This is a genomic window from Ralstonia sp. PBBBR1 (assembly GCF_002256165.1).
GTDB lineage: Bacteria > Pseudomonadota > Gammaproteobacteria > Burkholderiales > Burkholderiaceae > Ralstonia > Ralstonia thomasii.
Genome location: NZ_NKIL01000017.1, coordinates 18,596 through 44,704, shown reverse-complemented (window position 1 = coordinate 44,704; position 26,109 = coordinate 18,596). Strand labels below are relative to the sequence as shown.

At 66.5% G+C, this 26,109-nt stretch carries 26 protein-coding genes; 12 read left to right on the top strand and 14 right to left on the bottom strand.

Features of this window, described 5'->3' with window-relative positions; genetic code table 11:
• Window positions 1–112: 112 nt before the first annotated feature.
• Entirely contained in the window at window positions 113–2,080 is a 1,968-nt protein-coding gene (locus tag CFE42_RS23115) for an NRPS-independent rhizoferrin synthetase (protein ID WP_004633791.1), read from the top strand.
• Window positions 2,077–3,321 (top strand): rhizoferrin export MFS transporter, encoded by a 1,245-nt coding sequence (locus tag CFE42_RS23110; protein ID WP_004633789.1) that lies wholly within the window; start codon window positions 2,077–2,079, stop codon window positions 3,319–3,321. The genes CFE42_RS23115 and CFE42_RS23110 overlap by 4 nt, the downstream gene beginning before the upstream one ends.
• Here CFE42_RS23110 and CFE42_RS23105 read toward each other — a convergent pair.
• Genes CFE42_RS23105 through CFE42_RS23085 form a run of 5 tightly spaced genes read right to left on the bottom strand, consistent with a single transcriptional unit; the run spans window position 3,309 to window position 8,255 of the window.
• Window positions 3,309–4,574 (bottom strand): VanZ family protein, encoded by a 1,266-nt coding sequence (locus tag CFE42_RS23105; protein ID WP_004633787.1) that lies wholly within the window; start codon window positions 4,572–4,574, stop codon window positions 3,309–3,311. The genes CFE42_RS23110 and CFE42_RS23105 overlap by 13 nt on opposite strands.
• A gap of 38 nt (window positions 4,575–4,612) precedes the next feature.
• The gene (locus CFE42_RS23100; protein WP_004633786.1) at window positions 4,613–5,278 is read right to left on the bottom strand and encodes an ABC-type transport auxiliary lipoprotein family protein; all 666 of its coding nucleotides are present in this window, start codon (window positions 5,276–5,278) and stop codon (window positions 4,613–4,615) included.
• A gap of 9 nt (window positions 5,279–5,287) precedes the next feature.
• A complete protein-coding gene (locus CFE42_RS23095; RefSeq protein ID WP_004633784.1) occupies window positions 5,288–6,256 on the bottom strand; it encodes an MlaD family protein in 969 nt (322 codons plus the stop codon).
• On the bottom strand, window positions 6,256–7,134 hold the full coding sequence (locus tag CFE42_RS23090; RefSeq protein ID WP_004633782.1) for an ABC transporter ATP-binding protein: 879 nt from the start codon (window positions 7,132–7,134) through the stop codon (window positions 6,256–6,258). Before CFE42_RS23090 ends, CFE42_RS23095 begins: the two co-directional genes overlap by 1 nt.
• Window positions 7,131–8,255, bottom strand: coding sequence for an ABC transporter permease (locus tag CFE42_RS23085; protein WP_004633779.1), 1,125 nt, complete (start codon window positions 8,253–8,255; stop codon window positions 7,131–7,133). Before CFE42_RS23085 ends, CFE42_RS23090 begins: the two co-directional genes overlap by 4 nt.
• 185 nt (window positions 8,256–8,440) lie before the next feature.
• Between CFE42_RS23085 and CFE42_RS23080 the strand changes: the two genes are divergently transcribed.
• The 3 genes from CFE42_RS23080 (at window position 8,441) to CFE42_RS23070 (ending at window position 11,088) form a co-directional block, all read left to right on the top strand.
• Window positions 8,441–9,322 carry a biotin--[acetyl-CoA-carboxylase] ligase gene (locus CFE42_RS23080; protein WP_004633778.1) on the top strand — a complete coding sequence of 294 codons (882 nt, stop codon included), beginning with the start codon at window positions 8,441–8,443 and terminating at the stop codon, window positions 9,320–9,322.
• On the top strand, window positions 9,319–10,200 hold the full coding sequence (locus CFE42_RS23075; protein WP_004633776.1) for a type III pantothenate kinase: 882 nt from the start codon (window positions 9,319–9,321) through the stop codon (window positions 10,198–10,200). The genes CFE42_RS23080 and CFE42_RS23075 overlap by 4 nt, the downstream gene beginning before the upstream one ends.
• A 102-nt stretch (window positions 10,201–10,302) precedes the next feature.
• A complete protein-coding gene (locus tag CFE42_RS23070; protein ID WP_004633774.1) occupies window positions 10,303–11,088 on the top strand; it encodes an SPOR domain-containing protein in 786 nt (261 codons plus the stop codon).
• A gap of 4 nt (window positions 11,089–11,092) precedes the next feature.
• Here CFE42_RS23070 and rfaE2 read toward each other — a convergent pair whose 3' ends face one another.
• Both rfaE2 and CFE42_RS23060 read right to left on the bottom strand, forming a co-directional pair.
• A complete protein-coding gene (gene rfaE2, locus CFE42_RS23065) occupies window positions 11,093–11,590 on the bottom strand; it encodes a D-glycero-beta-D-manno-heptose 1-phosphate adenylyltransferase (protein WP_009239233.1) in 498 nt (165 codons plus the stop codon).
• Between the two features lie 74 nt (window positions 11,591–11,664).
• Complete coding sequence (locus CFE42_RS23060) at window positions 11,665–12,519, bottom strand: ferritin (RefSeq protein ID WP_004633768.1); 855 nt, start codon at window positions 12,517–12,519, stop codon at window positions 11,665–11,667.
• Window positions 12,520–12,924: 405 nt separating this feature from the next.
• Here CFE42_RS23060 and CFE42_RS23055 point away from each other — a divergent pair, with 405 nt between their 5' ends.
• On the top strand, window positions 12,925–13,620 hold the full coding sequence (locus CFE42_RS23055; protein WP_004633766.1) for a glutathione peroxidase: 696 nt from the start codon (window positions 12,925–12,927) through the stop codon (window positions 13,618–13,620).
• On the opposite strand, the gene CFE42_RS23050 is transcribed toward CFE42_RS23055, so the two are convergent.
• The 5 genes from CFE42_RS23050 to CFE42_RS23030 all read right to left on the bottom strand — a co-directional run bounded on the left by CFE42_RS23050 (window position 13,621) and on the right by CFE42_RS23030 (window position 18,910).
• Window positions 13,621–14,805, bottom strand: a complete 1,185-nt coding sequence (locus tag CFE42_RS23050; RefSeq protein WP_009277188.1) for a patatin-like phospholipase family protein — start codon at window positions 14,803–14,805, stop codon at window positions 13,621–13,623.
• A gap of 3 nt (window positions 14,806–14,808) precedes the next feature.
• Entirely contained in the window at window positions 14,809–15,702 is an 894-nt protein-coding gene (locus CFE42_RS23045) for a PhaM family polyhydroxyalkanoate granule multifunctional regulatory protein (protein ID WP_004633762.1), read from the bottom strand.
• A gap of 56 nt (window positions 15,703–15,758) precedes the next feature.
• Window positions 15,759–16,577: an enoyl-CoA hydratase/isomerase family protein gene (locus CFE42_RS23040; RefSeq protein ID WP_004633761.1), complete on the bottom strand. Its 819-nt coding sequence runs from the start codon at window positions 16,575–16,577 to the stop codon at window positions 15,759–15,761.
• Between the two features lie 80 nt (window positions 16,578–16,657).
• Entirely contained in the window at window positions 16,658–17,821 is a 1,164-nt protein-coding gene (locus tag CFE42_RS23035) for an ABC transporter substrate-binding protein (protein ID WP_004633759.1), read from the bottom strand.
• A gap of 84 nt (window positions 17,822–17,905) precedes the next feature.
• The gene (locus tag CFE42_RS23030) at window positions 17,906–18,910 is read right to left on the bottom strand and encodes an LLM class flavin-dependent oxidoreductase (protein WP_004633757.1); all 1,005 of its coding nucleotides are present in this window, start codon (window positions 18,908–18,910) and stop codon (window positions 17,906–17,908) included.
• A 103-nt stretch (window positions 18,911–19,013) separates the two neighbouring features.
• Here CFE42_RS23030 and CFE42_RS23025 point away from each other — a divergent pair, with 103 nt between their 5' ends.
• Complete coding sequence (locus tag CFE42_RS23025) at window positions 19,014–19,922, top strand: IclR family transcriptional regulator (RefSeq protein ID WP_004633755.1); 909 nt, start codon at window positions 19,014–19,016, stop codon at window positions 19,920–19,922.
• Window positions 19,923–19,930: 8 nt separating this feature from the next.
• On the opposite strand, the gene CFE42_RS23020 is transcribed toward CFE42_RS23025, so the two are convergent.
• Window positions 19,931–20,923 carry a fumarylacetoacetate hydrolase family protein gene (locus tag CFE42_RS23020; RefSeq protein ID WP_004633754.1) on the bottom strand — a complete coding sequence of 331 codons (993 nt, stop codon included), beginning with the start codon at window positions 20,921–20,923 and terminating at the stop codon, window positions 19,931–19,933.
• Between the two features lie 76 nt (window positions 20,924–20,999).
• On the opposite strand from CFE42_RS23020, the gene CFE42_RS23015 reads away from it, so the two are divergent.
• The 4 genes from CFE42_RS23015 to CFE42_RS23000 all read left to right on the top strand — a co-directional run bounded on the left by CFE42_RS23015 (window position 21,000) and on the right by CFE42_RS23000 (window position 24,398).
• The gene (locus CFE42_RS23015; RefSeq protein WP_004633752.1) at window positions 21,000–21,878 is read left to right on the top strand and encodes an IclR family transcriptional regulator; all 879 of its coding nucleotides are present in this window, start codon (window positions 21,000–21,002) and stop codon (window positions 21,876–21,878) included.
• Between the two features lie 19 nt (window positions 21,879–21,897).
• Window positions 21,898–22,980 carry a DUF3108 domain-containing protein gene (locus CFE42_RS23010; RefSeq protein ID WP_009277189.1) on the top strand — a complete coding sequence of 361 codons (1,083 nt, stop codon included), beginning with the start codon at window positions 21,898–21,900 and terminating at the stop codon, window positions 22,978–22,980.
• Between the two features lies 1 nt (window position 22,981).
• Complete coding sequence (pcaD, locus tag CFE42_RS23005) at window positions 22,982–23,821, top strand: 3-oxoadipate enol-lactonase (RefSeq protein ID WP_004633747.1); 840 nt, start codon at window positions 22,982–22,984, stop codon at window positions 23,819–23,821.
• 319 nt (window positions 23,822–24,140) lie between these two features.
• On the top strand, window positions 24,141–24,398 hold the full coding sequence (locus CFE42_RS23000; protein ID WP_004633745.1) for a DUF3567 domain-containing protein: 258 nt from the start codon (window positions 24,141–24,143) through the stop codon (window positions 24,396–24,398).
• Between the two features lie 112 nt (window positions 24,399–24,510).
• Here CFE42_RS23000 and CFE42_RS22995 read toward each other — a convergent pair whose 3' ends face one another.
• A complete protein-coding gene (locus tag CFE42_RS22995) occupies window positions 24,511–24,903 on the bottom strand; it encodes a rhodanese-like domain-containing protein (RefSeq protein ID WP_004633744.1) in 393 nt (130 codons plus the stop codon).
• A 152-nt stretch (window positions 24,904–25,055) separates the two neighbouring features.
• On the opposite strand from CFE42_RS22995, the gene CFE42_RS22990 reads away from it, so the two are divergent.
• On the top strand, window positions 25,056–26,096 hold the full coding sequence (locus CFE42_RS22990) for a homocysteine S-methyltransferase family protein (RefSeq protein WP_004633742.1): 1,041 nt from the start codon (window positions 25,056–25,058) through the stop codon (window positions 26,094–26,096).
• The last annotated feature ends 13 nt before the right edge of the window (window positions 26,097–26,109 follow it).

The window sequence follows — 26,109 nt, the reverse complement described above, 5'->3', positions numbered from 1 at the left end:
TGGGAGCGTTGCATTCCCGCCTGTCTCTGAAGCGGCCCCTACATCTGGACCCCCTGTGCTGCAGGGTCGAGCCCCGCTCGCCTGCACACGCTCATGTCCCGTAGGAGCCCTCGTGCAACGTCGATCTGATACCGCCGCCCACACCGAAACCGCATCCGCTGCCGCCGCGGCCGGCAACCTCCGTCTTGAATCCATTCCCGCGCTGCGCAAAGCCGGCGTGCAGACCGAACATTGGTCGGCGGCGCAGCAGTTGGCACGCCGCCGGGTGCTGTCGCGCCTGCTGCAGGCGCTGTTTCGTGAAGCGCTGCTCAGCGCAGATCGACTCATCGCCGATACGCGCGCCGATGTGACGTTGCTGCCGATCTGGCAGCAGCGCGTGCTGTTACGCTTCACTGGCTTGCGGCCGGGCGCACTCGGCAGCTGGACATTGACGGGCGACGTCGCTGTGCTGGCGCACGATCGCCCGCCGACGCCGATTGAACGTCCATCAGCCCTGCTCCACTGGCTCGCGCCCATGCTGGACATGGGCGATGCCGCCGAGGCCCATCGCCTCGCCGCCATCGGCCGGCTCGCGGCAGAACTCGACAACAGCCAGGACAACGACACGCTGTGCCAGGCCTATCGGCTCGCCTGGGGCGCACGTCTCGCTGCCGAGCACCGCACCGCCGCGTGGCAAGACGCGCTGGCCCTGCTCTGCGGCGACGGCACGCCCCACGCCTTGGCGCGCACCGAGCAGTGGGGCACCGGCGGCCACCCGTGGCATCCGGCCTACAAGACACGGCTGGGACTGGCTCCCGACCAGGTGATTGCGCTGTCGCCAGAGTTCGAGGCACAGGTGCCCATCGGCGTGGTGGCGGTGGCGGCGCATCGACTGCAGGTCACGACGATGGACGGTGTGCAGCCGTACGCTAATTGGTTCGCGGCGACGTTCCCGCAAACCATGGCGGCGTTTCGCAAAGCCCTGTTGGCGCGCCAGCTTGCGCCCGAAGCGTGGCTGCCGCTGCCGGTTCACCCATGGCAGCGCGACACGACACTCGGCGAGACTTTCGCCGCAGAATTTGCCGCAGGCGAATTGATCCGTTTGCCGGACATCAACATTGCCGCCCGGCCAACAATGTCATTCCGCACCGTGGCCGCGACCGACGCGCCGGGCGGTCCGATGCTCAAGCTGCCGGTCAGCATGCGGCTGACCAGCGTTGAGCGCACCGTATCGCCCAAGTCGGCGGTGATGGGCCCGCGCGTGAGCGCCCTGCTGGAACGCATCCTCGCGAACGACGCAGCATTGGCGCGCGTCTTGTCGATCGTGCCGGAGCGCCATGGCATCCACTTGGCCGGCACCGCCGACGATCGCGCCCGGCATCTCTCGATGATCGTGCGCGACAACCCGACCGCACGCATTGCCGGCAACGAACGGCTGCTGCCGGTCGGTGCCCTCTTCACGCCCGACTTCACCGCCGACATGACGCACGCAGCAGCACCGCTGCTGCTCGAGACCGTGCTGGCGCGCCAGGCCGACGGCACGCGCGCCGAGCGGGCTGCGCGCTTTTTCGATGCGTACCTGCACGTCGCCATTCCGGCCATCGTCGGCCTCTATTTGCGTTACGGCATCGCTTTGGAGGCGCATCAGCAGAACACCTTCGTCGTCATCGACGAGGCCGGTATGCCGGTGCGGCTGGTGGTGCGTGACTTTGGCGACGTGAAGATCGCCCTGCCGACGCTGCGGGGCCAAGGCTTCTCGATCGAGCCGTTCCGTGCCGGCCACACCACGTATCCCGATCGGGACATCCCGCGCAAGAAGCTGATCCACGCCTTCCTGCTGTGCCATATCGGTGAGCTGGCGCTGGCGCTGTTTCCCGAACACGGGAGCGCCGTCGGGCTACGCCAGTGGCATGACGCCATGCAGGCCGTGTTCGAGGCAAACCGCACGGCGCTCGATGCCGACACCTGGAAGCAGGAGCGCCACGCGCTGCTCGAAGCGCCATGGTCGTTCAAGACGTTCGTCCGCATGCGCCTGCGCGACCAGTCCGACGACATGCACGCCGCGCTGCCTAACCCGCTGGCCGACGCGGTTCGAACATGAGCTCCGCAACGCCCGTGGACGCGTGGCGCGGGGCCATTCGGTGGCTCCTCGTCATCCAGGCCCTTTCAATGGGCGCGATGGAAATGACGGGGCCGTTCTGGCCACTGTTCCTGCGCGAGTTGTCGCCGGTGCCGCATGTGCCGTTCGCATGGGTGGCGAGCGCAGCGTACTTCGCACCGATGGCCGCCACGCTCATCACCGCGCCCTGGTGGGGCCGCCTGGCTGATCGCGTCGGACCCAAGCCGATGATCCTGCGAGCGCTCATCGCACTGGCAGCGTCGCAGCTGTGGTCGGTCTATGCGGACTCGGCGGCCAGCGTGCTGCTGGCGCGCACCGTGCAAGGCGGGCTGGCCGGCTTTCTGGCAGCCGCACAGATCTACGCGATGCGCGTGGCACCTGCCGACATGCGCCGGCGCGTCTTCGCCGATCTGCAGACCGTCACGGCGTGCGGCAGCTTCATGGCGCCGCCCGTCGGTGCGTGGCTCGTGGGGTGGATGGGCTTCCGCATGGCGAACACGGCGGGCGCTGCGGTGATCCTGGCGTGCATTCCGCTGGCGATGTTCTGTCTGCCCGCCATCAAGCCCGCTCCAACGTCCGAGATCCACCAGGACGCCGACGCTCGCCGGGCAGGTCGCGCTCCGCTGGGTGGCCTGGTGATCGGGCTGCTGCTGGGCATGGTGGCAGTGCAGGCGGCGCGCGTCATGCCGCAAGGCTTTCTTGCACCCTACATCACCGAGACGCTGCATGGGTCGGTGATGCTGGCAGGCTTGGCCTACAGTGCCACGGCCGCGACACTGGCGCTGTCTGCGCGCTGGTGGGCAAAGCGTTTTGCGAGCCTGCCCGTGCATGTCACGCTGGGGCGCGTCTGTGCGTTGACCGCTGTCTGCGGCCTCACCGCGCTCTGGCAGGGCATTGCGCAAGGAGAAAACGCATTCATTGCTGCGCGCCTGGCGTGGGGCCTGTGCCTGGGCGGCCTGCTGCCGGTGCTCAATAGCCTGGTGGTGGAAACCAGCCCGGAACACCGCCAAGGCTTTGCGTTGGGGTTGTGCAGCAGCGCAGCCAAGGGCGGCGCGCTCATCGGCCTGGGCGTGGCAGCATTGTCGACGGGCTTGTTTGGGTGGCGCGAGGGTTTTGTCGCCATGGCGGCAATGTATCTTGCGGCGCTGGCAGCGCTGATCGCGGTGCGGCGCGCTGCCTCACCGCATCCCGCATCTGCTGCGGCGGGCACTCAACGCGCGTGACGTCCGGCGCGCCGCTGCAGCTGCGTCTGCTCGGCGCGCCAGGCGAGATAGCCGAGGCCCAGAAACGGCCACAGCCAGCCGATCCATTGCGACAGGCTGTTGAAATGGACGAAGCGCCCGAGCCGCCAGCTTTGCGCCGACACCCACGAATACGGGCTCGGCGGCAGCACATTGGACAGGATGATCAGCGCAATCAGCAGCGTCATGGCCAGCGCGCCGCGCAACCAGCGCGGCAGCCGCACCAGCAGCACGAGCACCAGCGAGCCGACGATCAGCCCGAAACGCGCGCCGGACGAAAGCCAGTCCCACGCGCCGCCCAGCGGAAACTGCAGCACCGTCGCCCCCGCCTTGACCAGCAGCGCGCCGGCCAGCAGCGCAGCCAGCAGGCGCAGCATGGGCGCACCGCTGCGCATGGCCACGCTGGCCAGCAGCCCCGTGCCGATCCAGCTGCAGGCGGTGATGAGCGCTTCCAGCAGTTCCTGGCGCTGCAGTGCTTCCGGGTGCGCCGTCAGCTTGTCCTGCCAGTCGAACAGCTCCGGAAACCAGCCGTTGACGAGGTTGACCACAAACGCATCCGGCGATGGATCGAGCAGGATGCTGCGGATCACTCCGCCCATGCTGAAGAGGAATTCCTGCGGAAAAATCTGTGCGAACGGCCACACCAGCATCAGCAGGATGGCAAAGGTCGCATGTGGCTCGAACCACCGGCGGCGCAGGCGGCGCAGCCCGCCGCGGTCGATCAGCCGCGCCGCAAAAGGCAACATGACGAGGCCGCCCAGCAAGGCGCCCAGCGTGTTCGTCGCCAGATCGACATTGGAGGACACGCGCGTGGGCAGATAGGTCTGGATCGCCTCCATCGCGCCGGAGAGCAGCAACCCCGCCAGCAGCGCCAGCAAGACCGCGCGCCAGCCGGTGATGCGCGGGTGCAGCGCCAGCACCGTCAGCATGCCCAGCGGCATGTAGCCCCACACGTTGGTGAGCATGTCGAAGGCGGTGTTGTAGCGCGGCAGCGGTGCGCTCAGGAAGGCGAACGGCGACACGCCGGTGTCTGTCCAGCCGGCAAACGGATACAGGCTTGCGTAGACGACCAGCAGCACGAACCACCCCAGCCCGGCGCGCGCAAGCGGCGAGTGGCGATGCTGGGTGGGTGCAGCGGGTTGCGCGTGGAGGTCCGTCACCGGAAGAAGCGAGCTAGAAAGAGGAGCGGACGTGGCCGGAAAAAGCCGTCCATCATAGCGTCCGATGCCGCGCATCACGGATGGTTCCTCCATCCGGTTCAGAGGTGGCGGTATTAGCGCCGGCGCGAGCCAAGTGCAGCGCCGGGCGTTGCCGGTGTCGAAGAGGCGGAGGCCGCGAGCGGCAGGCCCGCCACCCAGTCGAGCACCTCGCCGATGGCCTTGTCCGATGCCTGCGTGAGGGCGGCCACGCCGCCTGCAGCGTCCGGGCTCGGGGCCGGCGCGTCCGCCTGTACCACGCGCTGGTCGATCACACCACGCGCCAGTGACACGGTTGCACGCAGGCGCACCACGCCGCGGCTGGCATCGGGCCTGTCGAATACCTGTGAAAAATCGACCAGCTCGACACGCAGGCTCGGCACATCGGGCGTGGGATAGCCGATCACCTGGCCGCGCCCTGCCGCCGCATTGCGCAAACGGGCATCGAACAGACTCACGGGCGATTCCACCCAGCGGCTGTTGGCGTAGGCGTCGGTACGCTGGCCTTGCGCATAGGCGAGGCGGTAAAAGATGGCGTTGCCGTCCATCCAGCCCGGGCCAGCCACGTCGGCCACGCGCAAGGCGGTGGGCAGGCGCGGGCAGGCGCTGGTGGCCGGCGCGAGCCCAAAGTCATAGAGGGCGGCGGGCGCCACCGGCGCGCTGGAGCAAGCTGCCAGGAGCGACAGCGCCATCAGGGCAGGCAGCGCGCACGCGCGGCGGAACACAGCGGACAACATCGGCATGGAATCTCCTCAGGGCTGAGCCGAAGCGCGGGCGGCGGGCGCGGTGAAGCCGGTTTCACCGGGGCCGGGCGCGCCGGGTGCGGGGCCAAACAGCACGCTTTGCGGCCGGGCGTTGAAGTCGGTCACGGCATGGTCGAAGCCGCGCACGGCCTGACGGGCCTCGCGTGCAAAGCCATTGAGCTGCGGCAGCGTTTCGTAGGTCAGCACATTGGCGGCGGATTGCATCGACTGCGTTGCCGCCGTCAGATCCGTCCCGGCGCCCGAGAGCGTCGACATCAACGGCCCCTTCGGGTCGGACAGCGACTGCGTGAGCTTGCGCGTGGCCACCAGCGTGGAATCAAGGTTGTCGGCAATCTGCGGCAGGCGGCGCATCGTCGGCTCGGCCTGCTGTGCGAGCGTGCTGTAGGCGTCCATCGTCTTCTGGAACGATTGCAGCGACGCCGTGACCTGCTGGCGGTGCTCGTCGTCAAACATGATCGACAGCGAGTTCAGCGTCTGATCGAGCTTGGAGAGCATCTGGTCGCCGCGCTTGTCCAGCTCGTCGAGGAAGCCGGCTTCCATGCGGATGCGGGCAGGGTCCTTGTCCGACGTGGCCAGGCGCACAGGACTGGGCGCGCGCTTGCTGTTGTCAAAGCCGCGGTCGTCGAGCTGCACATAGGCGAGGCCCGTCACGCCCTGATAGGCCAGCCGGCCGTACGTGGTCGTGGTGATGGGCGCATCCTTGTCGACCAGCACGCGCACCACGATCTGCCCTGGCACCTTGTCGTCAAAGCGGATGCTGTCGACCTTGCCGACGTCCAGGCCGCGGTATTTCACGGAAGCCTGCGGATTCAGCCCGTTGACGGTCGAACGCGTGACCACGTCGTACGGCAAGCGCACGGTCTGGTCTCGGTTGAACCACATGACGGCCAGGCCGATGAAGATGATCAGCCCGATCGTAAACAGCCCGGCCAGGAATGCGTGGGCTTTGTTTTCCATCAATCCTCCTGCGTCGAAAGCGAGGCTGCAGCCACCGCCTCCGTCATCTGCGAGCCCAGCGCCAACAGGGCCCGTTTGCCCCGCTCACCCAGGAAATACTCCTTGATGAACGGATGATCAATCTGAATGATCTGGTCCAGCGGCTTGGCCGCCACCACCTTGCGATCCGCCAGCACCGCAATGCGGTCGGACAGCGCCACCAGGGTGTCGAGATCGTGCGTCACCATCACCACGGTCAGGCCCAGTTCCTGGCGCAACTCGCGGATGAGCGCGACGTAATCGTCCGACGCGCGCGGGTCCAGCCCGGCGGTCGGCTCGTCCAGAAACACCAGCTCCGGCTCCAGCGACAATGCCCGCGCGAGCGCCACGCGCTTGATCATGCCGCCCGACAGGTCCGACGGCATCTTGTCGGCATCGGTGGATTTGAGCCCCACCATCTGCAGCTTGAGCATCGCCACGCGCTGGATGAACGCGTCGGGCAGTGTGCGCAATTCGCGCATCGGCAACGCCACGTTGTCGATCACGGACAGCGTCGAGAAAAGCGCACCGTGCTGGAACTGCATGCCCCAGCGGTTACGCATCGACTGCAGATCGTTGCCCACCTGGCAGGTCAGCTCTTCGCCAAAGATGTGGATCGTGCCCGAGGTGGGTTTCTCCAGCCCCACCACCTGGCGCAGCAATGTCGTCTTGCCGCTTCCCGAACCGCCCACGATGGAAAGCACCTCGCCGCGAAATACGTCCAGATCGATGTTGTCGAGCACGGTCACCTTGCCGTAGCGCTTGGTGACGTTGCGCATCTCGATCACGCGTTCGCGCGCGGGCGTAATTGCCGCCGGTTCCGCTGCGTGCTTGATGTGAGGATGGCGGGGCCGCGTCATATCCCGACGTCCTTGAAGAGGATGGCAAACACCGCGTCTGCCAGGATGACGATGGTGATCGACACCACGACGGACGTCGTCGTGCCCTCGCCCAGGCTCTGCGTGTTGGGCTGGATGCGCAGGCCGAAGTGGCAGGCCACCAGCGCGATCAGCATGCCAAACACCACGCCCTTGCCAATGCCGAGCCACAGGTTGGCCACCGGCACAGCATCGGGCAACGAGGTGATGAAATACGTCGGGCTGATGTCGAGCTGGAACTTGGCCGCGAGAATACCGCCCGCCAGCGCGAGTAGATCCGTCCACGCCACCAGCAGCGGCATGGCGATCGCCAGCGCAATCACCTTGGGCAGGATCAGGCGGAAACCGTGCGAGATGCCCATCACGCGCATCGCATCCAGCTCTTCGGTCACGCGCATCACGCCGATCTGCGCAGTGATGGCTGAACCCGAACGCCCAGCCACCAGAATCGCCGCCAGCACCGGCCCGAGCTCGCGGATGATGGCCATCCCCAAAATGTTGACGATGAAGATGCTGGCCCCGAATACGCGCAACTGGTTGGCCGACAGGTAGCTGAGCACGATGCCGATCAGGAAGCCCACCAGCGCGGTGATGCCCAGCGCCTTGTAGCCCGTGCTGTAGATGTTGGCGGAGATCTCGCGCCACGGCCCGCGATGCGGCGCGCGCACGAACCTGCCCAGGTCGAACACGAGCTGGCCGACCATGGCGATGCCATTGCCCGCGTGATCGAAAAAATCGAGCATGCCCTCGCCGAGGATCGCCACGGGGTTCATGCGGGGCGCCAGGCGCTGCTTCCAGCCGCCGGGGTCGAGCTTGGCAACACGATCGAGCATGCGGCGCTGGTCGGGCCGGGCATCCAGATGTTCGGGCCACTGATTGCCCCAGGCACGCCAGAGCAATTGCGCGCCAAAGTGGTCGATACGGCCGACTTCGGTCAGGCACCACGCGTTGGCGTTGTCCAGCCCGGCGCGGATCTGCTGGCGGGCGCTGCGCACGCCGGCGCGTTCGGCCAGGGCAAGCGTGGTCCAGTCGCCAGAGAGAAAGGCGACGGAGCGTCCATCGACAACGCGCACCTCAAGCTGCGGTGTACGGAAGGTGATCAAACGGGTCTCCGTAAGCGGTGATGCCGGCTATCGGTCGAATTGTAGCCAACGCGTCGCCAAACACTGTCACACTGGCTGCCACACTGTGAGGCCTTTGCGTCGCTTGAAGCAAGCACCAGACCCGTGTTTGCGGCACCGCTCGTACAATGCGCGCATTCTTAGCGCGAACCTGATCGCCCATCTTTATGTCTCTTGCCGAACCCTCCGCGGGGTGGCGCCTTGCGCGCGAGCGTATCCAGCCCAGCGGTCCGGCTGCCGGCTGGCCCGTCGATGTGGTCGAGGCCACCGGCTCCACCAACGCCGATCTGATGGCCGCCGTGCGCGATGCCACGTGGCCTGCCCACACGGCGACGCCCGCCCATGCCGGCAACGCGCCGCTCGTGGGCGCGTGTGTGCTGGCCGCGCAACGCCAGACCGCAGGACGCGGCCGACAGGGCCGCCCGTGGGATGGCGACCACGGTTTGACCTTCTCCATCGCCTGCGCCTTTGCGGGTGAGCCCGCGCAGCTCGGCGGACTGAGCCTGGCCGTGGGCGTGGCCGTGGTTGAGGCCGTGGCTGGGTACGCGGAAGCCCGCGGCGGCAGCGGACAGGCCCTCAGCCTCAAGTGGCCCAACGATGTGCAGATCGCCGGGCGCAAGCTGGCCGGCATCCTGGTCGAGACCGTGCGGACAGCGCCGGGCCGGACCTGGACCGTCATCGGCATCGGCCTGAACCTGGAACGGCCGCACGTGCTGGAAACCACGCTCGGCCGGGGCCTGTCGGGCGTGGAAGAACTGGTGGATGCGCCGGAGGCGAACGCCGTGTTTTCGGCGCTGCTCACATCGCTGGGTGAGCACCTGCAGCGCTTCGGCGCCCAGGGCCTGGCACCGTTCGTTGCGCCGTTTGCGGCCCGCGATGCCTTTGCCGGGGAGCGCGTGCGTCTGTGGCAGGACGGTAGCGTGGTGCTCGAAGGCGTGGCGCATGGCATCGACGCACAAGGCCGCCTGGCGATTGAATCGGGCGGACGTGTGCAGTGGATTCACAGCGGCGAGGTCTCCTTGCGCAGCGCAGATGCGGAGCAGCCATGACGCGCCTGAAGGTGTCCGCCGCGCACGCCGCCCCCGCCCGTCCGCTCTTGCTGATCGACGCAGGGAACACGCGCATCAAATGGGCGTGGATTGCCGGCGGTGCCGATGCCGAACCCGCGCTGCCCGAGGAACCCGGCGGCACGCCCTGGCAGCATGCCGGCGCCCGCGCGCATGATCGATTGGCCGAGCTGGTGGAAGACTGGCGCGATTGCCACGCCTCCGGCGTTGCGCCGCCCGAGGTATGGATCAGCGCGGTGGCTGGCCCCGCACTGCGCGATGCGCTCACCGCACGCATCGCCCGCGTGTTCGACGGAGCGCGCGTGTGCATTGCGGCATCGGAAGACGCCACCGCCGGCCTGCGCAATGGGTATCGCGACCCAACGCAACTCGGCACCGACCGGTGGATCGGTGCGGTCGGTGCACGCCATCTGTGGCCCGACACCGCCCTGCTGCTCGTGACGGCCGGCACGGCCACCACGCTCGACATCGTCACACCCGATGGCCTGTTTGCCGGCGGCCTGATCCTGCCCGGCCTCACATTGATGATGCGCGCGTTGTCACGCAACACGGCGCAGTTGCCCGAAGTGGACGTCGGCTACCTGAGCGCGGGCGACGTTGTGGCGCCGCCCTGGGCCGACAATACGCAGGACGCCATCGCGCTGGGCTGCGTCATCGCCCAGGCAGGTGCAATTGCACAGACGTGGCAGGCACTGCAGAAGCAATACCCCGGCCCGGCACGCTGCGTGCTGAGCGGCGGGGCGCGCGCCGCACTGGGGCCGCATCTGCGCATGCCGTTCCAGATGCACGATAATCTCGTGCTGCTCGGCCTGCAGGTGCTGGCGCGCGCGCGCCGGGAGGGCGCCGCGACGCTGGCCTAGCCTCAGTCGGCCGGGCTGCAGTTTCCCATCTGACGTCTTATCGTTGTTGCCGCTGTGTTCCTGCATTCCGAGCCCCCGTCCGAATCCACGTCCGTTCGCACCATGACGCTTCGCCTCGCCCTGCTGATCCTGCTGCTCGTCAACGGCGTTCTGCTCGCGGCCAATACCGGCGTGTTCGGACCGGAAGTGTCCAAGGCGTGGTTCGAAAGCGAGCGCGAGCCCGATCGCATGCGCCGCCAGATCCGCACCGAAGAGATCCGTATTCTCGAACCCGCACCCGCTGCTGCACCGGCCGCAGGCGTACCCAAATCGGCGCCGGGGTCGTCGCCCGCTGGTTCCGCACCAGCCGCATCGGGCTCGCAAGCCAACATCGAGCCTGCGGCTCTGACCACCGCTGCCATCGCTGAAAGCGGCGGCAGTTGCACCGAGTTGGGCGGCCTGACCGAAGCCCAAGCCACGCGCGGCATCGATCAGCTCAAGCAACTGGCGGGCGTGCAGGTCGAGCGCATCACGCGCCAGGAAGACAACCGCTGGTGGGTCCACATGCCGGCCCGCGACACACGCGACGACGCCGAGCGCAAGGTGGCCGAACTCAAGCGCCGCAACGTGGCGGATTCGGCCATCGTGCAGGAAGCCAATGCGTTTGTGGTGTCGCTGGGTCTGTTTCGCGACAAGGAGCGCGCGCAGCAGCGTCTGGACGAACTGCGAGCCAAGGATGTGCGCACCGCCGTGGTCACGCAAACGCGCCGGCTTGGCTCGCAGACCTCGCTTCGCGTGAGCGCTACCGCCGATGCGGCTTCGGGCGTCGCAGCCCAACTTGCCGCGCTCAAGAAAACCCTGGGCGCAGAAGACCTGCACGCATGCGCGGCAGTCACTGCATCGCGCTAAGCAGTCAGGACGTCGCGCGCACGCGCTTGAGCAGCGCCGTCGTCGAGCGGTCGTGCTCGAACGGAATCGCCAGCGCCGTGCCACCCCAGCTACGCACCACGCGCGTTTCTTCCAGCGCATCGATGTCGTAATCGCCGCCCTTCACGTAGATGTCGGGGCGCACGCGCTGGATGAGTTCGACCGGGGTTCGCTCGGCAAACAACACCACCAGACTCACCGCTTCCAGCGCGGCCAACACGGCCAGGCGATCGTCTTGCGTATTGAGCGGGCGGTCGTCGCCCTTGCCCAGCATCCGCACCGAGGCATCGGTGTTCACGCCCACCACGAGCGACGCGCCCAACGCACGCGCCTGCGCCAGATACGTGGCGTGACCGCGATGCAGGATGTCGAACACCCCGTTGGTGAAGACCAAGGGGCGCGGCAAGGCACGCACGCGGGCTTGCACATCGGCGGAGTCGCAGATCTTCTGCTCAAAGGCGGGCGCGGGCTGGCGAGCGGTCATGGTGGATCCGAAATCGGGGTGGAAAACAAAACGGCCCATCGAATCGATGGGCCGCTTGCTGCCAATGGCAAGGATCAGGCAGCTTGTTCGGCCGAGCCGAGCAGACGTGCGTTCAGTTCCTTGCGGTAGCGGTTCAGGTCTTGCACGGTTTCGAAGGTGCGCTCGAACAGCAGACCCATGTTGTGCAGGATGCGCTCGATGACCTTCTTTTCCCAGCCGGCGTCGAACTTGATCTGCTCGTCCAGCCAGTGCTCCAGCCAATCCGGGTTCGGCAGGCGCGACTGCACGGTGTCTTGCGGGAACAGCGCCTTGTTCACGTGCAGGTTGGTCGGGTGGAGCGGCTTTTCGGTGCGACGCGCCGAGGCCATCAGCACGCCGATCTTGGCGAATGCGCTGCGCGCGCTGTCGCCGAACTGGCCGAGGTATTTCTTCATGTAGCGCAGGTAGGCGCCGCCGTGGCGGGCTTCGTCCTGCGACAGATGCTTGTAGATCGCCTTGATGACCGGCTCCGTATGCCATTCGGAGGCACGGCGGTACCAGTGGTTCAGACGGATTTCACCGCAGAAGTGGAGCATCAGCGTTTCCAGTGGCGGGGCCGGATCGAATTCAAAGCGCACGTTGTGCAGCTCTTCTTCGGTCGGCACGAGGTCCGGGCGGAAGCGGCGCAGATACTCCATCAGCACCAGCGAATGCTTCTGCTCTTCAAAGAACCACACGCTCATGAACGCCGAAAAATCGGAGTCGTGACGATTGTCACGCAGGAACATCTCGGTGGCCGGTAGGGCTGACCACTCGGTGATGGCATTCATCTTGATGGTCTGCGCTTGCGCGTCGGTCAGCAGCGACGCATCGAACGTGTCCCACGGAATATCCTTTTCCATATTCCAGCGGACCGCTTCCAACGACTTGAACAATTCGGGATAGAGCATGGTAAGCCTTTGAATTTGCAGGCGGATTCTAGCAGACATGCTTGACCAGCCCCCGATTTTCGGGGTTGCCGGAGCAAAGTTCTCGGTCTGCCCGTTTCCTCGTCACAACAGGCCCGCCGCGGCCACGGTTGCAACATGGCCCGGCGACCCCCTCACGCGCGATACAGTCGCGCGTTGTCTCGCGGTACGCCGCGATGTGATCGGCAGCACGCAGGCTGCCGTCTTTTGTATCGGACCGGACTACCGCCCGGCGAGTTCTTCAGTATAGGAAGCGCTGCAAGCCGTGCGGCGAGGGATATGCAACGCATAACGCACATTTCACCCGGTGCGACCCCGGGGCGTTATACCCTAAACTGAAGACACACTCCGGTTCGCCGGCTGAGCGTCCGCTTTTGGAGATTCCCCATGTTGTTTCCCGCCACCGTTTCCATGCGTCGCCCGCGCCTGCAATTGCACGCGTCGGGTGTGCTGCGTCGGCACCATCTGCTGATGATCGCCATTGCGATTGCCATTGCCGTCATCGCGTTGCTGCTGCCGCGCACGGGGCATGCTGTTACGGCCGGCGTCGCACCGGCTGCACAAACCCCGACCACCACGGGCGCCTGCCCCGCCAGCCTGAATTTTCGCGTCAAGCGCCTGCAGGACGATGCGCCGCAAGACCTTTGCCAGTACGCCGGCCGCGTCGTGCTGGTGGTCAACACCGCCAGCTATTGCGGCTACACGCATCAGTACGAAGGGCTCGAAGCGCTGTACGCAAAGTATCGCGACAAGGGGCTGACGGTGCTGGGCTTTCCGTCCAATGACTTTCAGCAGGAACCCGGCAACAGCAAGCAGATCGCCGACTTTTGCTACAACACGTACGGCGTGAAATTCCCGATGTTCTCGAAGACGGCAGTGGTGGGTGCGGGCGCATCGCCGCTGTATGCGTGGCTCGCGACGCAGACGGGCCAGCCGCCCAAGTGGAACTTCCACAAATACCTGCTGGACCGCACCGGCCGCGTGGCGGCAGTGTTCCCCAGCAGTGTCGAGCCGAGCGACCCAGCGCTCATCAAACGCATCGACGCACTGCTGGCTGAACCATCGACCCGCTCGTCCCGCTGATCAGGCTGCGCGCATCGTGTCCGGAATCGCGCCGTACAGGAACGCGGCCAGTTCGTCGCGGCGGGCCTGCACATCGCGCTCGCCCAGGTCGATCAGTTCCTGCGTGAACTCGGGTTCGAAGAGCAGATAGCTCGCAAATGCCGCCCCGCGCGCCTCGGTGCCGCCCAGCGGCTTGAGCAGCGCGCGCACCGTGCCAGGCAGGCGCTGCACGTGGCGCGAGGCAATCAGTTCGATGCGCTCGGACGGCGCCATCACCAGCACTTCGATCTTGCGCCAGCCGTCGCGCGCGTCGGCAATCTCGGGGTTTCGGGCCACCATGGCGTTGACGTGCTGCAGCCGCTCGATATCGGCCGAAAGCCCGTCGAGGAAGATGCTTGCCAGCGCCTGCCCCGCAATCTGCGCAAGCGACGGATACCCGGACGCCGGCACCGTGTCGTACCAGCCCGGCTGCGAGCGGGACGCGGCGCCCACCACCAGAATGCGATTCGCGCCCAGATGAATGGCGGGGCTCAACGGCGACATCTGGCGCATCGTGCCGTCGCCGAACCATTCGTCGTTACCTTCGAGCGGCACCGGCTCTGCCGGGAAGACGAACGGGATGCTCGACGACGCCAGCATGTGCGACACGCCGATCTCGTCCGACACCGCAATCCGCTGCGACCGCCGCCACGGCAGCACGACATGCGGCGATTGATAGAACGTGACGTGGCGCCCGGTAGTGTATGACAGCGCAGTAATGGCCAGCGCGCGCAGCGCTCCAGCGTCGAAGGCGGCCTGCACCTGCTCGCCGTCGTGTTGCGATTCGAGCAGCTCGCGCAGCGGCGTGTTGTCGAACAGGGCGCGCGGCGTGTGGCCAGTCATCCAGCCGAACGCCAGCGCGGTCAGCCAGCGCGCGCCGCTGGAGCCCACGCGGCCGACGTCCGTGCGATAGACACGATCGGCATGCAGGGTGCCCCAGAGTTGGGTGAGCGCCTCGGTGGCAAGCGTGAAATCCTGCGCGCCGCGTGCGAGGCCCAGACTGTTGATCGCACCCGCCGATGTCCCGCAAATGACGTCGAACGGCGTACGTGCCACGCCCGGCGCATACTCGCGCGCCAACCCCGCGATGCCGCGCAGCACTCCGACCTGATAGGCGGCACGCGCACCGCCGCCCATCATCAAGAGTGCAGTGCAGTCTGTCGACATCGATCAGGGGGTGTCGTTGGTGGGCTTGCGCGGCGCAGATTTCGCCGGCGCTTTCTTGGCAGCAGTCTTCTTGGTGGCCGGCTTGGCTGTGCGCCCTGCAGACGCCTTGGCGGCCGGCTTCGGCGTGGCCTTGGCGGCAGCGCGCTTGGGCTTGGCTGGCGCTGTCGGCTCTTCGATGTCTTCCGGCGCCGCATCGAGCCCTTCCGCGCCCGGGGCGCCGCCAAACCCGGGGAAGCCGCCCGGGAAGCCCGGCATCAGGTTCTGCGGCATCGGCATGGCGGCGGCGGCAGAGCTGGCGATCTGGTTGAACTGCTGCTGCAGCATGTTCCACCACGGCGAGGGGTCCAGCGCAGCCGCGGCGGCGCGTGCGGCCGTTTGCGCCTGCGCAGCGGCCTGTGCCTGAGCGTGGGCAGCCTCGGCGCGGGCTTCGGCCTGATCGTCGTCCGTGTCTTCTTCCGCCTCGTCCTCGTCTTCGGGCGGCGGTTCGTCGTCCGGCTTGGCTGTGGCGGCGGTGTGGGGCCAGGCAGGTTTGGATTCCTCGCCGGAAGACGACGAAGACGAAGACGACGACGCGCTCGGCGTCAGGCCGTCGAACGCAGACTTCATGGCCTCGGGCGACAGTGCGGAGCCGAACGTCTGCAAGGCCACCAACGTGGCGCGCTGCACCTCCAGGCCCTGAATTGCCGTACGCAGCAGGCTGGCGTTCAGTTGCAGCCAACTCTCCACCGCGCGCAGGTCGTGGATACGCTTGTCGATTTCCTCAAGGTCCATCGGCGGCGCGGCAAAGCTCGCCATGTTGGGCATGCCGCCACCGGCCATCCCGGCAAAGCCGCCGCCCCACAGCTTGCGCAGGAAATCGAAACCGCCTTCGGCAAAATTGGGCATCTGGGTGAACATGGTGTCTCCTACAAATCGGTCGGGGGTCGGACGCGCATGCGTGTTTTCATCTTCAATCAGGCGCCATCAAACGTGGGCGGACGCTTCTGGCGCAGGCTCGCAATGCCCTCGCGCACGTCGGGGCCCGCAAAACCCATGAATTCAAGCGCCAGCGACGTATCAAAACTCGGGCCCGCCAGGCGCAACCAGTTGTTCAGCGCGTACTTGGTCCACCGGATGGCCGTCTGCGAACCCGCCGCCAAGCGCTCGGCGACCTCGAATGCGCGGTTGACGAGTTCCGATTCCGGCACGGCCAGCGAAATCAGCCCAATGCGCTCGGCCTCTTCGCCGGTCATGGACTCGCACAGCAGCAGGTAATACTTGGCCTTGGCCATACCGCACAACAACGGCCAGACAATGGCCGCATGATCGCCCGCCGCCACGCCCAAGCGCGTGTGGCCGTCGACGATGCGGGCGTCCTTCGCGGCGATCGAAATATCGGCCAGCAATCCGGCAACGAGCCCTGCCCCCACGGCCGGGCCGTGCATGGCGCTGACAATCGGCTTGTCGCAGTTGATGACGTTGTAGACAAGGTCGCGCGCCTCGTGCCAGACGCGCGTGCGCACGTCGAAGTCATCAGCCATCTGCTCAACGAGGTGCAGATCGCCGCCAGCCGAGAAGCCCTTGCCCTCGCCGCGGATGAGCGCGACGCGCACGGAGGGCTCGGCGGACACATCGCGCCAGATTTCCGCCAGTTCGCGGTGCAGGCCGGCATCGGCCGTGGACAGCTTGCGGTTGGCCGACTGCGCCGCGCCCATCACGATTTCGAGGATGGGGCCGTGCTGGATGAGCGTCAGCGCCTGGTAGCGGGCAAAGCGGGGGGCGAGCGAGGTCATGGCGTCCAAGGTAATGGTTCAAGCATAGCGGATGAGATCGCGCGTGCAATGCGGGATGCGCTCCGTCGTCATCGTCACTTTCACTTCGCGGCATCGGCCAGGTGCCATTGGCCGCGGCGGATCTGCGCCATCACGCGGGCACGCTGGTCCAGGCCAACGTGGTCCTGCGGGCTCATGTTGACCACCCCCGTGCTGGTGGGCAGATCGTGCACCTGCTCCAGTGCGTCGCGCAGCGCCTCGCGAAAGGCCGGCGTGCCAGGCTTGGCACGCTTGAGTGCCACCGGCACCGCGCGCTGCAGCAGCAAGCCGATGTCGCCCGTGTAGGCGGCGAAGATCGACACGCTGCCACGGCCAAAGGTGGCCTCATAACGGCGCGCAAAATCCAGCGCCTGCCGCTTCGCCGGATTGGTGTCGGGCAATTCGGCGGCGACCATCACGGGGCCGGTCGGCACGTAGGCGCCTTCGCAATCCTTGCCGCACAGCCTGACGAAATCGTTGTTGGATACGCCGTGATTGAAGTAGATCTTGCCGGTGTAGCCGCGCTCGGCCAGCGCGCGGGCCGGCAGGGCGGCGGGCGTTCCGGAGCCGCCGATCACCACCGCGTCGGGCTTGTTGGCCAGCAGATGCAGCACCTGCGCGGTCACGCTGTTGTCGGTGGGCGAAAAACGCTCGGTATCGGTGACGCGGATGTGCTTGAGATCGGCAAAGCGCTGCACCTCCGTCAGGAAGGCCTCGCCCAGTGCATTTGCAAAGCCGATGTAAGCAATGGTCTTCACGCCGTGCGCTGCGGCGTGCTCGGCAATCAGCGAGGCCATGTGCGAGTCCGAATGCGGCGTCTTGAAGATCCAGCGCCGCTTGGCATCCATCGGCTCGATCAACCGGGCGGATGAGGCCAGCGAAATCACGGGCGTCTTGCCCTCGGCCGCCGCGTCGATCATCGCCAGCGTATTCGGCGTCGTGGACGAGCCGACGATCACGTCGACGTTCGACTCGCTCATCAGCTTGCGCGTGTTGGTGACCGCGCGCGTGGTGTCCGACGCATCGTCAAGCACGATCACGTCGACCTTTTCGCCGCCAATCTCGCTAGGCCACAGCGTGGTGGCGTTCTTCTCGGGCTGCCCCAGCGAGGCCTGCGGCCCGGTGGCCGACACCGTGACCCCGACGCGGATGTCCGCCAGTGCGGCGGAAGACAGCAAAGCCAGACCAGCCAGTACGCCTGCGTGCCGCCACTTCGGTCGCTGCATTGGGGGTCTCCTCCCGTGGTTTGGCAAAGAGCGTAGCGGTTTTGCGGCGGTTTGGCGATGCGGAGTCGCCCAGGCTGGACAGGTTCAGGCAGCGAGCGCCGTGATGCGGGCGCGCGGCAGCGCATCCTCCACGAACGCGCGCATCGATTCGAGCACAGCCGATTGCGGCATCAACCCGAAGTTGTGCAGCGCCATCACGTGATCGACGCCCATGTCGGACAGCTGCGCGAGCTTCTCGGCCACCGCGTCGGGCGTGCCGAACAACGACAGGCCGCTGGCGAGCACATCGTCGTACGTCTGGCGACGCGCGTAGAGCCGCGTGGCGACATACAGGTCGAATGCGTCGGCGGCCGTTGCACGCACGGCGGCTTCGGTCGGGCCCACATGCGTATGCAGCGCGACGGCCGCCATGCCACGCGTGTCGGCAATGCCTGCTTCGGCCAGGCCACGGCGGTATTCGTCCATCAACGTGCGGATGTCCTCAAAACTTTCAACCGAGGCATACGGCACGAACAGCATGCGCCGGCCCTGCCTGCCAATGTGATACGCCGCCTCGCGCCGCAGGATTGCCACGTGGATCGGCACGCGAGCCTGCACCGGCAGAACGTTGAGGCGCACGTCGCGCAGCGTGTGGAACTGGCCCGCGTGGTGCACACGCTCACCGGAAAGCAATCGCTCGACGAGCATCAGCGCTTCGTCAAAGCGCTCGCGCTTGATGGCGGGATCGACGTCGTAGCCTTCGAACTCGTGCTTGAGGTAGCCGGAGCCCACGCCCAGCGACAGCCGCCCGCCGGAAAGCGCGTCGACCATCGCGTAGTTCTCGGCCACCGTGGCCGGGTGGTGGAAGGTCAGGATCGAGATGGCCGTGCCCAGTCGCAGCCGCTGTGTCTGCGCGGCCAGATGCGACAGAAAGACTGCCGGGTTGGGGACAGCGCCGTACTCGTGAAAGTGATGCTCGGCCACCCAGAAGGTGTCGTAGCCAAGCGCTTCGGCGTGGCGCGCCTGGGCGATGACGTCTGCGTAGAGTTGCGGCAGACTGCGGGGCCGGTCGGGGTAGTGGTCCTGCACGGAAAAGATCGACAGCTTCATGGCGTCTCCGGGTTCGAGGTCTTTTCCAGCGCGCAGGGCCGCCGCGCCGGTTGTATCTTTTTACGTAACGCGTATCTTATAAAGCGACACTCGAGACTTCAAGATGCCCATCGACGCCCCCCTGCCCCCGGAAACATCGCCCCACGAACTGGCCACAGAAGACGCCACGCCTGAACGCACCAGCGCCGGCATCCAGTCCGCTGAGATCGCGTTGAGCGTGCTTTCGGCGATGGCGCATGCCGGTGGCGCACACGCCGTCTCCGAACTCGGGCGGCAGTTGGGCATGCCGCGCGCGAAGGTGCACCGTTACCTGGTGTCGCTGGAACGCATGGGTTTTGTCGAGCAGGACCCCGCTTCCGCCCGCTACCGGCTGGGGGCGCAGGCGTTGCAGGTGGGGCTGTCGGCGCTGTCCGACGTGGATTTCGTGCGCGAGGGCAGCAACCTGCTCCCCAAGCTGGCCGAGCGGCTGAACGAAAGCGTGTTTCTGTCGATCTGGACCGCGCGCGGCCCGGTCATCGTGCGCTGGGAAGACAGCGGCAGGCCGGTGGCGGTCAATGTGCGGGTGGGGTCTGTCATGCCGCTGCTGAACTCGGCCACGGGTCAGGCATGCGCGGCATGGATGCCCGAAATCCAGATCGTCTCGCTCATCGACCGTGAATTGCGCGGGCCGGGTGCCGGCAAGGCGGGCCTGACCGACTGGCTGAACTGCCGCGCGCGCTGGCAGGCGGTGCGGCAAGAAGGCGTGGCGCGCATCGGCGGGACATTGGTGCACGGCATCGATTCGGTGGCCGTGCCGGTGCTCGATTCACAAGGCAAGCTGGCCGGGGCGATCACGGCGCTGGGCTTGTCCAGCGTGTTCGATTCGAGCCTGGAAGGGCCCGCCGCGCGGCTATTGCGCGAGGCCGGGCGGACGCTATCCCTTCGTCTGGGGTATCACGGGCAGGCGCTGATGGCCGGTGCCGCTGCGCCAAAGCGGGGGCGCCGTCCGCGGACGACGCCCGAATCCGCGTAGGGCAAGGCTTACGCCTGCGTGCCCGGCGCGACAACTTCCTGGTCGATCGCCCCGAAAATCGACACGCCGTTGGCGTCGAACATCTCGATCTTCACGGTGTCGCCGTAGCGCATGTATTCGGTGATGGGCGCACCGGATTCGATGGTTTCCAGCATGCGTTTCTCGGCAATGCACGCGTACCCCTTGCTGCGGTCCACGTTGGAAATCGTGCCCGAGCCGACGATGCTGCCCGCACGCACGTTGCGTGTTTTGCAGATGTGCGCCATCAGCTGACCGAAGTCGAACACCATGTCGGTGCCGCACTCGGGCTGGCCGACCTTCTTGTTGTTCCAGCGCACCGTCATCGGCAGATGTACCTTGCGTTCGCGCCAGGCGTCGCCCAATTCATCGGGCGTGACGGCGACGGGCGAGAACGACGTGGCCGGCTTGCTCTGGAAGAAGCCGAAACCCTTGCCCAGCTCCGCCGGAATCAGATTGCGCAGCGACACATCGTTGGCCAGCACGATCAGGCGGATGCCCTCGGCAGCGGCGGCCGGCTCGGTGCCCATCGGCACGTCGCCGGTGATGACAGCCACCTCGGCTTCGAAATCGATGCCGAACGCCTCGCTGCGGCAGACGATGGGATCGTGCGCGCCGGCCAGGTCGTCCGAGCCGCCCTGGTACATCAGCGGGTCGGTCCAGAACTCGGGGGGCATCTCGGCGCCGCGCGCCTTGCGCACCAGTTCAACGTGATTCACATACGCCGAGCCATCCGCCCACTGGTAAGCGCGCGGCAGCGGCGCCATGCAGTTGGCGGCATCGAACGCAAACGGGTGGCGTGCGCGGCCCGCGTTGAGCTGGTCGTACAGATCCTGCAGCTGCGGCGCGTGGAAGGCCCAGTCGTCCAGCGCGCGCTGCAGCGTGCCGGCGATGTGCGTGGCGAAGTGAGCGGTCTTGAGGTCGCGCGAGACCACGGCCAACTGGCCGTCGCGCGAGCCATCCTTGAGGGTGGCGAGTTTCATGTGCGTTGTGTGGAGAAAAGCTGCGCGGATGGTACACCTTGCATCGGCTAAACTGGCCCGAACCGATCCATCGCCCATGACCATGCCACCGCTGCCCGCCGACACCGATCTCGACCTGGAGCCCGATGCCGACGGTGAATTGGATGCGCCCGCGCGCTCGGGCATCCAGTCCATCGAAGTCGGCTTCCGGCTGCTGGAAGTGCTCACGCACACCACCGGCCCGATGATGCTGCGCGACCTCGCGCGTGCCGCGCCCATGAACCCCGCCAAGGCGCACCGTTATCTGGTGAGCTTTGCGCGCCTGGGGCTTGTCACGCAAACGCCCGAAGGCCGTTACGATCTGGGTCCGTTCGCGCTGGAAATGGGGCTGGTGAGCCTGAACCGACAAGACCCGATGCGCCGCGCCCGGCCCGCCGCCGCCGCGCTGCGCGACGAGATCGATCACACTGTCGGCCTGGCCGTCTGGGGCAACCAGGGCCCGGCCATCGTCCACTGGGAAGAAGCCAGCCATCCCGTGACGGTCAGCTTGCGCCTGGGGGATGTGATGCCGATGCTGAACTCGGCCACCGGCCGCGTGTTCGGCGCGTACTTGCCGCGCGCGCAGACGCGCTGGTTCATCCAGCGCGAACTCGATCGCATTGCGGCCCAGGGCGAGTCCGCCGACTCCGAGAACCCGGAGCTACCGCAAACGCTCGAAGCCTACGATGCGATCTGCGCCGACGTGCGCCTGCGTGGCGTCTCGCGCATCCACGGTGGCGTGCTGCCCGGCATCAACGCGATGTCGCTGCCGGTGTTCGACGCCAACGGCCAATTGTGTCTCGTGCTGATCGCGTTGGGCGCACAAAGCACCTTCGACACCACTTGGAGCAGCCCGCTGGAGCGGCGCTTGCGGCTGGCCGCACAACAACTTTCCGCCGATCTTGGATACGTTGCACCCAACGCCCCGCAATGCTGACGAACTGAATACCGACCGCGTGCAACCCCGCAGGCGTCGCTTCTATCGGCTTGGCCGGTTCGGGCTCGTGCTGCTGGCCGTGCTCGTGCTGCACGTCGTTGCGGTCGTGTGGATCGCGCGCAGCCGTCAGGTGACGTGGCCGCCGGCCCCCGAGCAGATCATCCCCGCGCTGTTGCTGCATCCCGAGCCCGTGCAGCCGCCCCCGCCCCCGGCTGCGCCCAAGCTGCGCCCGGCTCCGCCCCGTCCGCGTTCTCAGACCCCGCCTGCTCCGGCGCCGACACCCACGTCGCCGGCGCCCGATCTGGCAAGCATGGACCCGTCCGAGTTCACCAGCGCTGGCGCTCAAGCCTCGGGCGATACCGGCGTGGTCAAGGATCTGAGCGGCGAAGGCCCGGGCGGGCCGCCTGCACCGCCGGGCGACGCATTCTCGCTGCCACCATCGACCACGCTGCGGTACGCCACTTACGTCAACGGCGTGCGCAACGAAGATGGCGTGATCCGCTGGGCCACCGATGGCAAAAGTTACACGCTCGCCGTGGAAATTCCGTTGCCGCTCTTCTTCGGCAAACTCGCGTTTCGCAGCGCCGGCACCGTCGGCCCGTATGGTCTAACCCCCGCGCGCTACGAAGAAGAGCGCGGGCGCCGACAACCCGACGTGACGACGTTCCATTACGCGACCGACTCCATACCGGCATCCGGCGCACAGAGCGCGCCCACGGTCACTTTCACCCGCTCGCCGGCCGTGCTTCCGTTGCCCGAAGGCACGCAAGACCGCTTCAGCGTCTTCCTGCAACTGACCGGATTGGCCCGTGGCGGCCCCGCGCGCATCGCCAGCCCGGGCCTCACGCTGGAATTCCCGATCGCCGATACCGACAGCGTGGAAGTGGCCCGCGTCCAGCATGTCGGCGAGGAAACCATCGACACGCCGAACGGCACGATTCGTGCGCAACACTTCATACGACTGCCGCGCCGCGCGGATGACAAACGGCGTGTAGAGATCTGGCTGTCCCCCGATCGCGGCTGGCTGCCGGTACGCCTGCGCCAGACCGAGCCCAACGGCATGCAGTTCGATCTGGTCTACCAGTCCCAGGAAGGAGGCTGACATGGATACCAACGCCTTCTCCGATTCCGGCACGGTGCACGCCAACCACATCGACATCCACCACCGCACCGAGGGCGCCGATGGCCCGTGGGTCGTGCTTGCGCACGCCTTGGGCGTAGACCACCAATTGTGGGACAGCGCCGCCCGACGCCTGGCCAGCCGCTATCGCGTGCTGCGCTACGACGCACGTGGCCACGGCAAGACCAGCGCCCCGCACGGCCCCTACACGCTGTTCCAGATGGCGGACGATGTGGCCGGCCTGCTCGATGCGCTATCGATCGGACAGGTGCATTTCGTTGGCCTGTCGATGGGCGGCATGGTCGGGCAGGTCCTGGGCGTGCGGCACGCGCAGCGGCTGCTCTCGCTCACGCTGTGCGACACCGTGTGCTACACGCCGGCGTCGGCGCATGTCATGTGGGACGAGCGCATCGGTCAAGTCGAAGCGCACGGTATGAGCGGCATTGTCGAGCCCACGATGCAGCGCTGGCTGACCACGCCGTTTCGTGAAGCCCATCCCGAAGTCGTTGAACGCATCCGCGGCTTGCTGCGCGCCACACAACCGCACGGCTATGTCGGTACATGCCTCGCCATCAAGGCGCTCGACACACGCAGCGCGCTGGCGCGCATCGCCTGTCCCACGCTCGTCATGACAGGCGACCAAGACACCGGTGCCCCGGTGGAAGCGGCACGCGAGATCGCCACGCACATTCCCGACGCCCGTTTGAAAGTGATTCCGCACGCGGCGCACCTGGCCCCCATCGAACAGGAGGAGGGCTTCCTCGCCGATCTGGATGAGTTCCTCGGGCACGCTGGATGCGGGAGTCAATGCGACACGCCATAAGGCCTGCCTGCCTTGCCGATAGTTGCACGCGCCCCGCACACGGCCCGTCGTCTACTGGCCGAATGGCGGAAGGCCGCTTGCTTCTTTTGATGCAGAAACGGAAAGGTCTTGTTACGCGATCACAACGCACGTCACACATTTCGCCTCGCGTTCGCGAACTTTGTGACCGATCATGAAGCCCAAGGGGTAGATGGGGCAGAACGGTCATGAGGCGGGAATTGATCGGCCCTTGAAGTCATGATGGTGGGCCCCATCTACCCGGTGCAGCAGTAGAGCAGTCCCCACAACAGCAAGACGATTGACGCCTCGGAGGTGCACCATGCAGATGATCTACAACAGCGACAACTACTGTGTTGTCGAGTTCGGTGTAGACGGCCAACACGCCATGCTGTCAGCGGGCGGCTACGAGATCGTGGACAAGAACCTCAAACGTGAGATCTTCCTGGGCGGCGAGTTGGCCGAGCATTTCCGCGAGGACGTGAAAAAGCTCATCGCCAGCGAACCGACCGTTGAAGAAGTCGACGATTTCCTCGGCAAATTCGACACGGTGATGACGCAGCCGGTCACGATGCACTGAGGCAATTCGCGGGTCAGACTGCCCGCTGGAACAACCATGAAAAAACGCCCGGAGCTTGGTGCTGCCGGGCGTTTTTCATTTGCCGACCGACTATCGGGCCGATAGTTTCTCTCTAGCACTGCTCCCACGGGAGACCGGCATGACGCCAGCCATTGAGGGTGTTGCGATGGCGCGTGCCGTCCAAATCGCCTTCGAAGCCGTGGCGCACGACGTAGACATCGCGGAACCCGGCTTCTTCCAGCGCGTGCGCAGCGGCCGCGGAGCGATTGCCGCTCCGGCAGATCAGCACGATCGGCCGCTCGATGCCGTGGCCGGTCAATTTGCGTACGGTCGGCACGAACTCCGGGTTCACTTCCCAGTGCGGGCCGTCATTCCAGGAGACGTGGTGCGCGCCGGCCGGATGCCCCACGAAAAGGTGTTCCATCTCGCTGCGGCAGTCGATAAAGAGGGCGGCAGGCGTGCGCTGCAGGAACGCGTGGGCGTCTGTGGGGTCGAGCAGTTGCATGGCGGGCGTCAGAGCAGAGCAATTGGCGTGATGTCGATTATAGAAGCGCGATTGCCCGCAACGGCGGCAAGTCATTGATGCGACTGGTAAAATTCCACTTTGGCCGCAAATTCTGAATATTCGACCGGCCGCTGCACCTCGGAGTCCCTTCCATGACCGCGCCCCTGCCCTACACCCGTGCCGCCAACCTGCCCGCGCTGCTGCGCGAGCGCATCCTGATCCTGGACGGCGCGATGGGCACCATGATCCAGCGCTACAAGCTGAATGAGGCGCAATACCGCGGCGAGCGCTTTGCCAACCACCCGATCGATGTGAAGGGCAACAACGAGCTGCTGCTGCTCACCCGCCCCGACGTCATCCGTGAAATCCATGAGCAGTACCTGGCTGCCGGCGCGGACCTGATCGAAACCAACACCTTCGGTGCGACGACCATCGCTCAGGAAGACTACAAGATGGCGGAGCTGGCCTACGAGATGAACGTCGTGGCCGCCCGCCTGGCACGCGAAGCCTGCGACAAATACAGCACGCCCGACAAACCGCGCTTTGTTGCCGGCGCCTTTGGGCCGACGCCCAAGACCGCCAGCATTTCGCCCGACGTGAACGACCCGGGCGCTCGCAACGTCAGCTTCGACCAACTGCGCGACGCCTACTACGAGCAGGGCAAGGCGCTGCTCGAAGGCGGCGCGGACGTGTTTCTGGTCGAGACCATCTTCGACACGCTCAACGCCAAGGCAGCGCTGTTCGCCATCGATCAGCTGTTTGAAGACACCGGCGAGCGCGTGCCCGTGATGATCTCCGGCACCGTCACCGACGCCTCGGGCCGCATTCTCTCGGGCCAAACCGTCGAGGCGTTCTGGAACAGCCTGCGCCACGCCAAGCCGATCACCTTTGGCCTGAACTGCGCGCTGGGCGCCGCGTTGATGCGTCCGTACATCGCCGAGCTGGCGAAGATTTGCGATACGGCCGTCTCGTGCTACCCCAACGCCGGCCTGCCCAACCCAATGAGCGACACGGGCTTTGATGAAACGCCAGAGGTCACCTCCAGCCTGGTCGACGAGTTTGCTTCGGCCGGCCTGGTGAATCTGGTGGGCGGTTGCTGCGGCACCACGCCGGAGCACATCAAGGCGATTGCCGATCGCGTGGCGAATCGCAAACCGCGCGCATGGCCCGGCCAATACAAAGAAGCCGCCTGAGCACAGGCCCCAC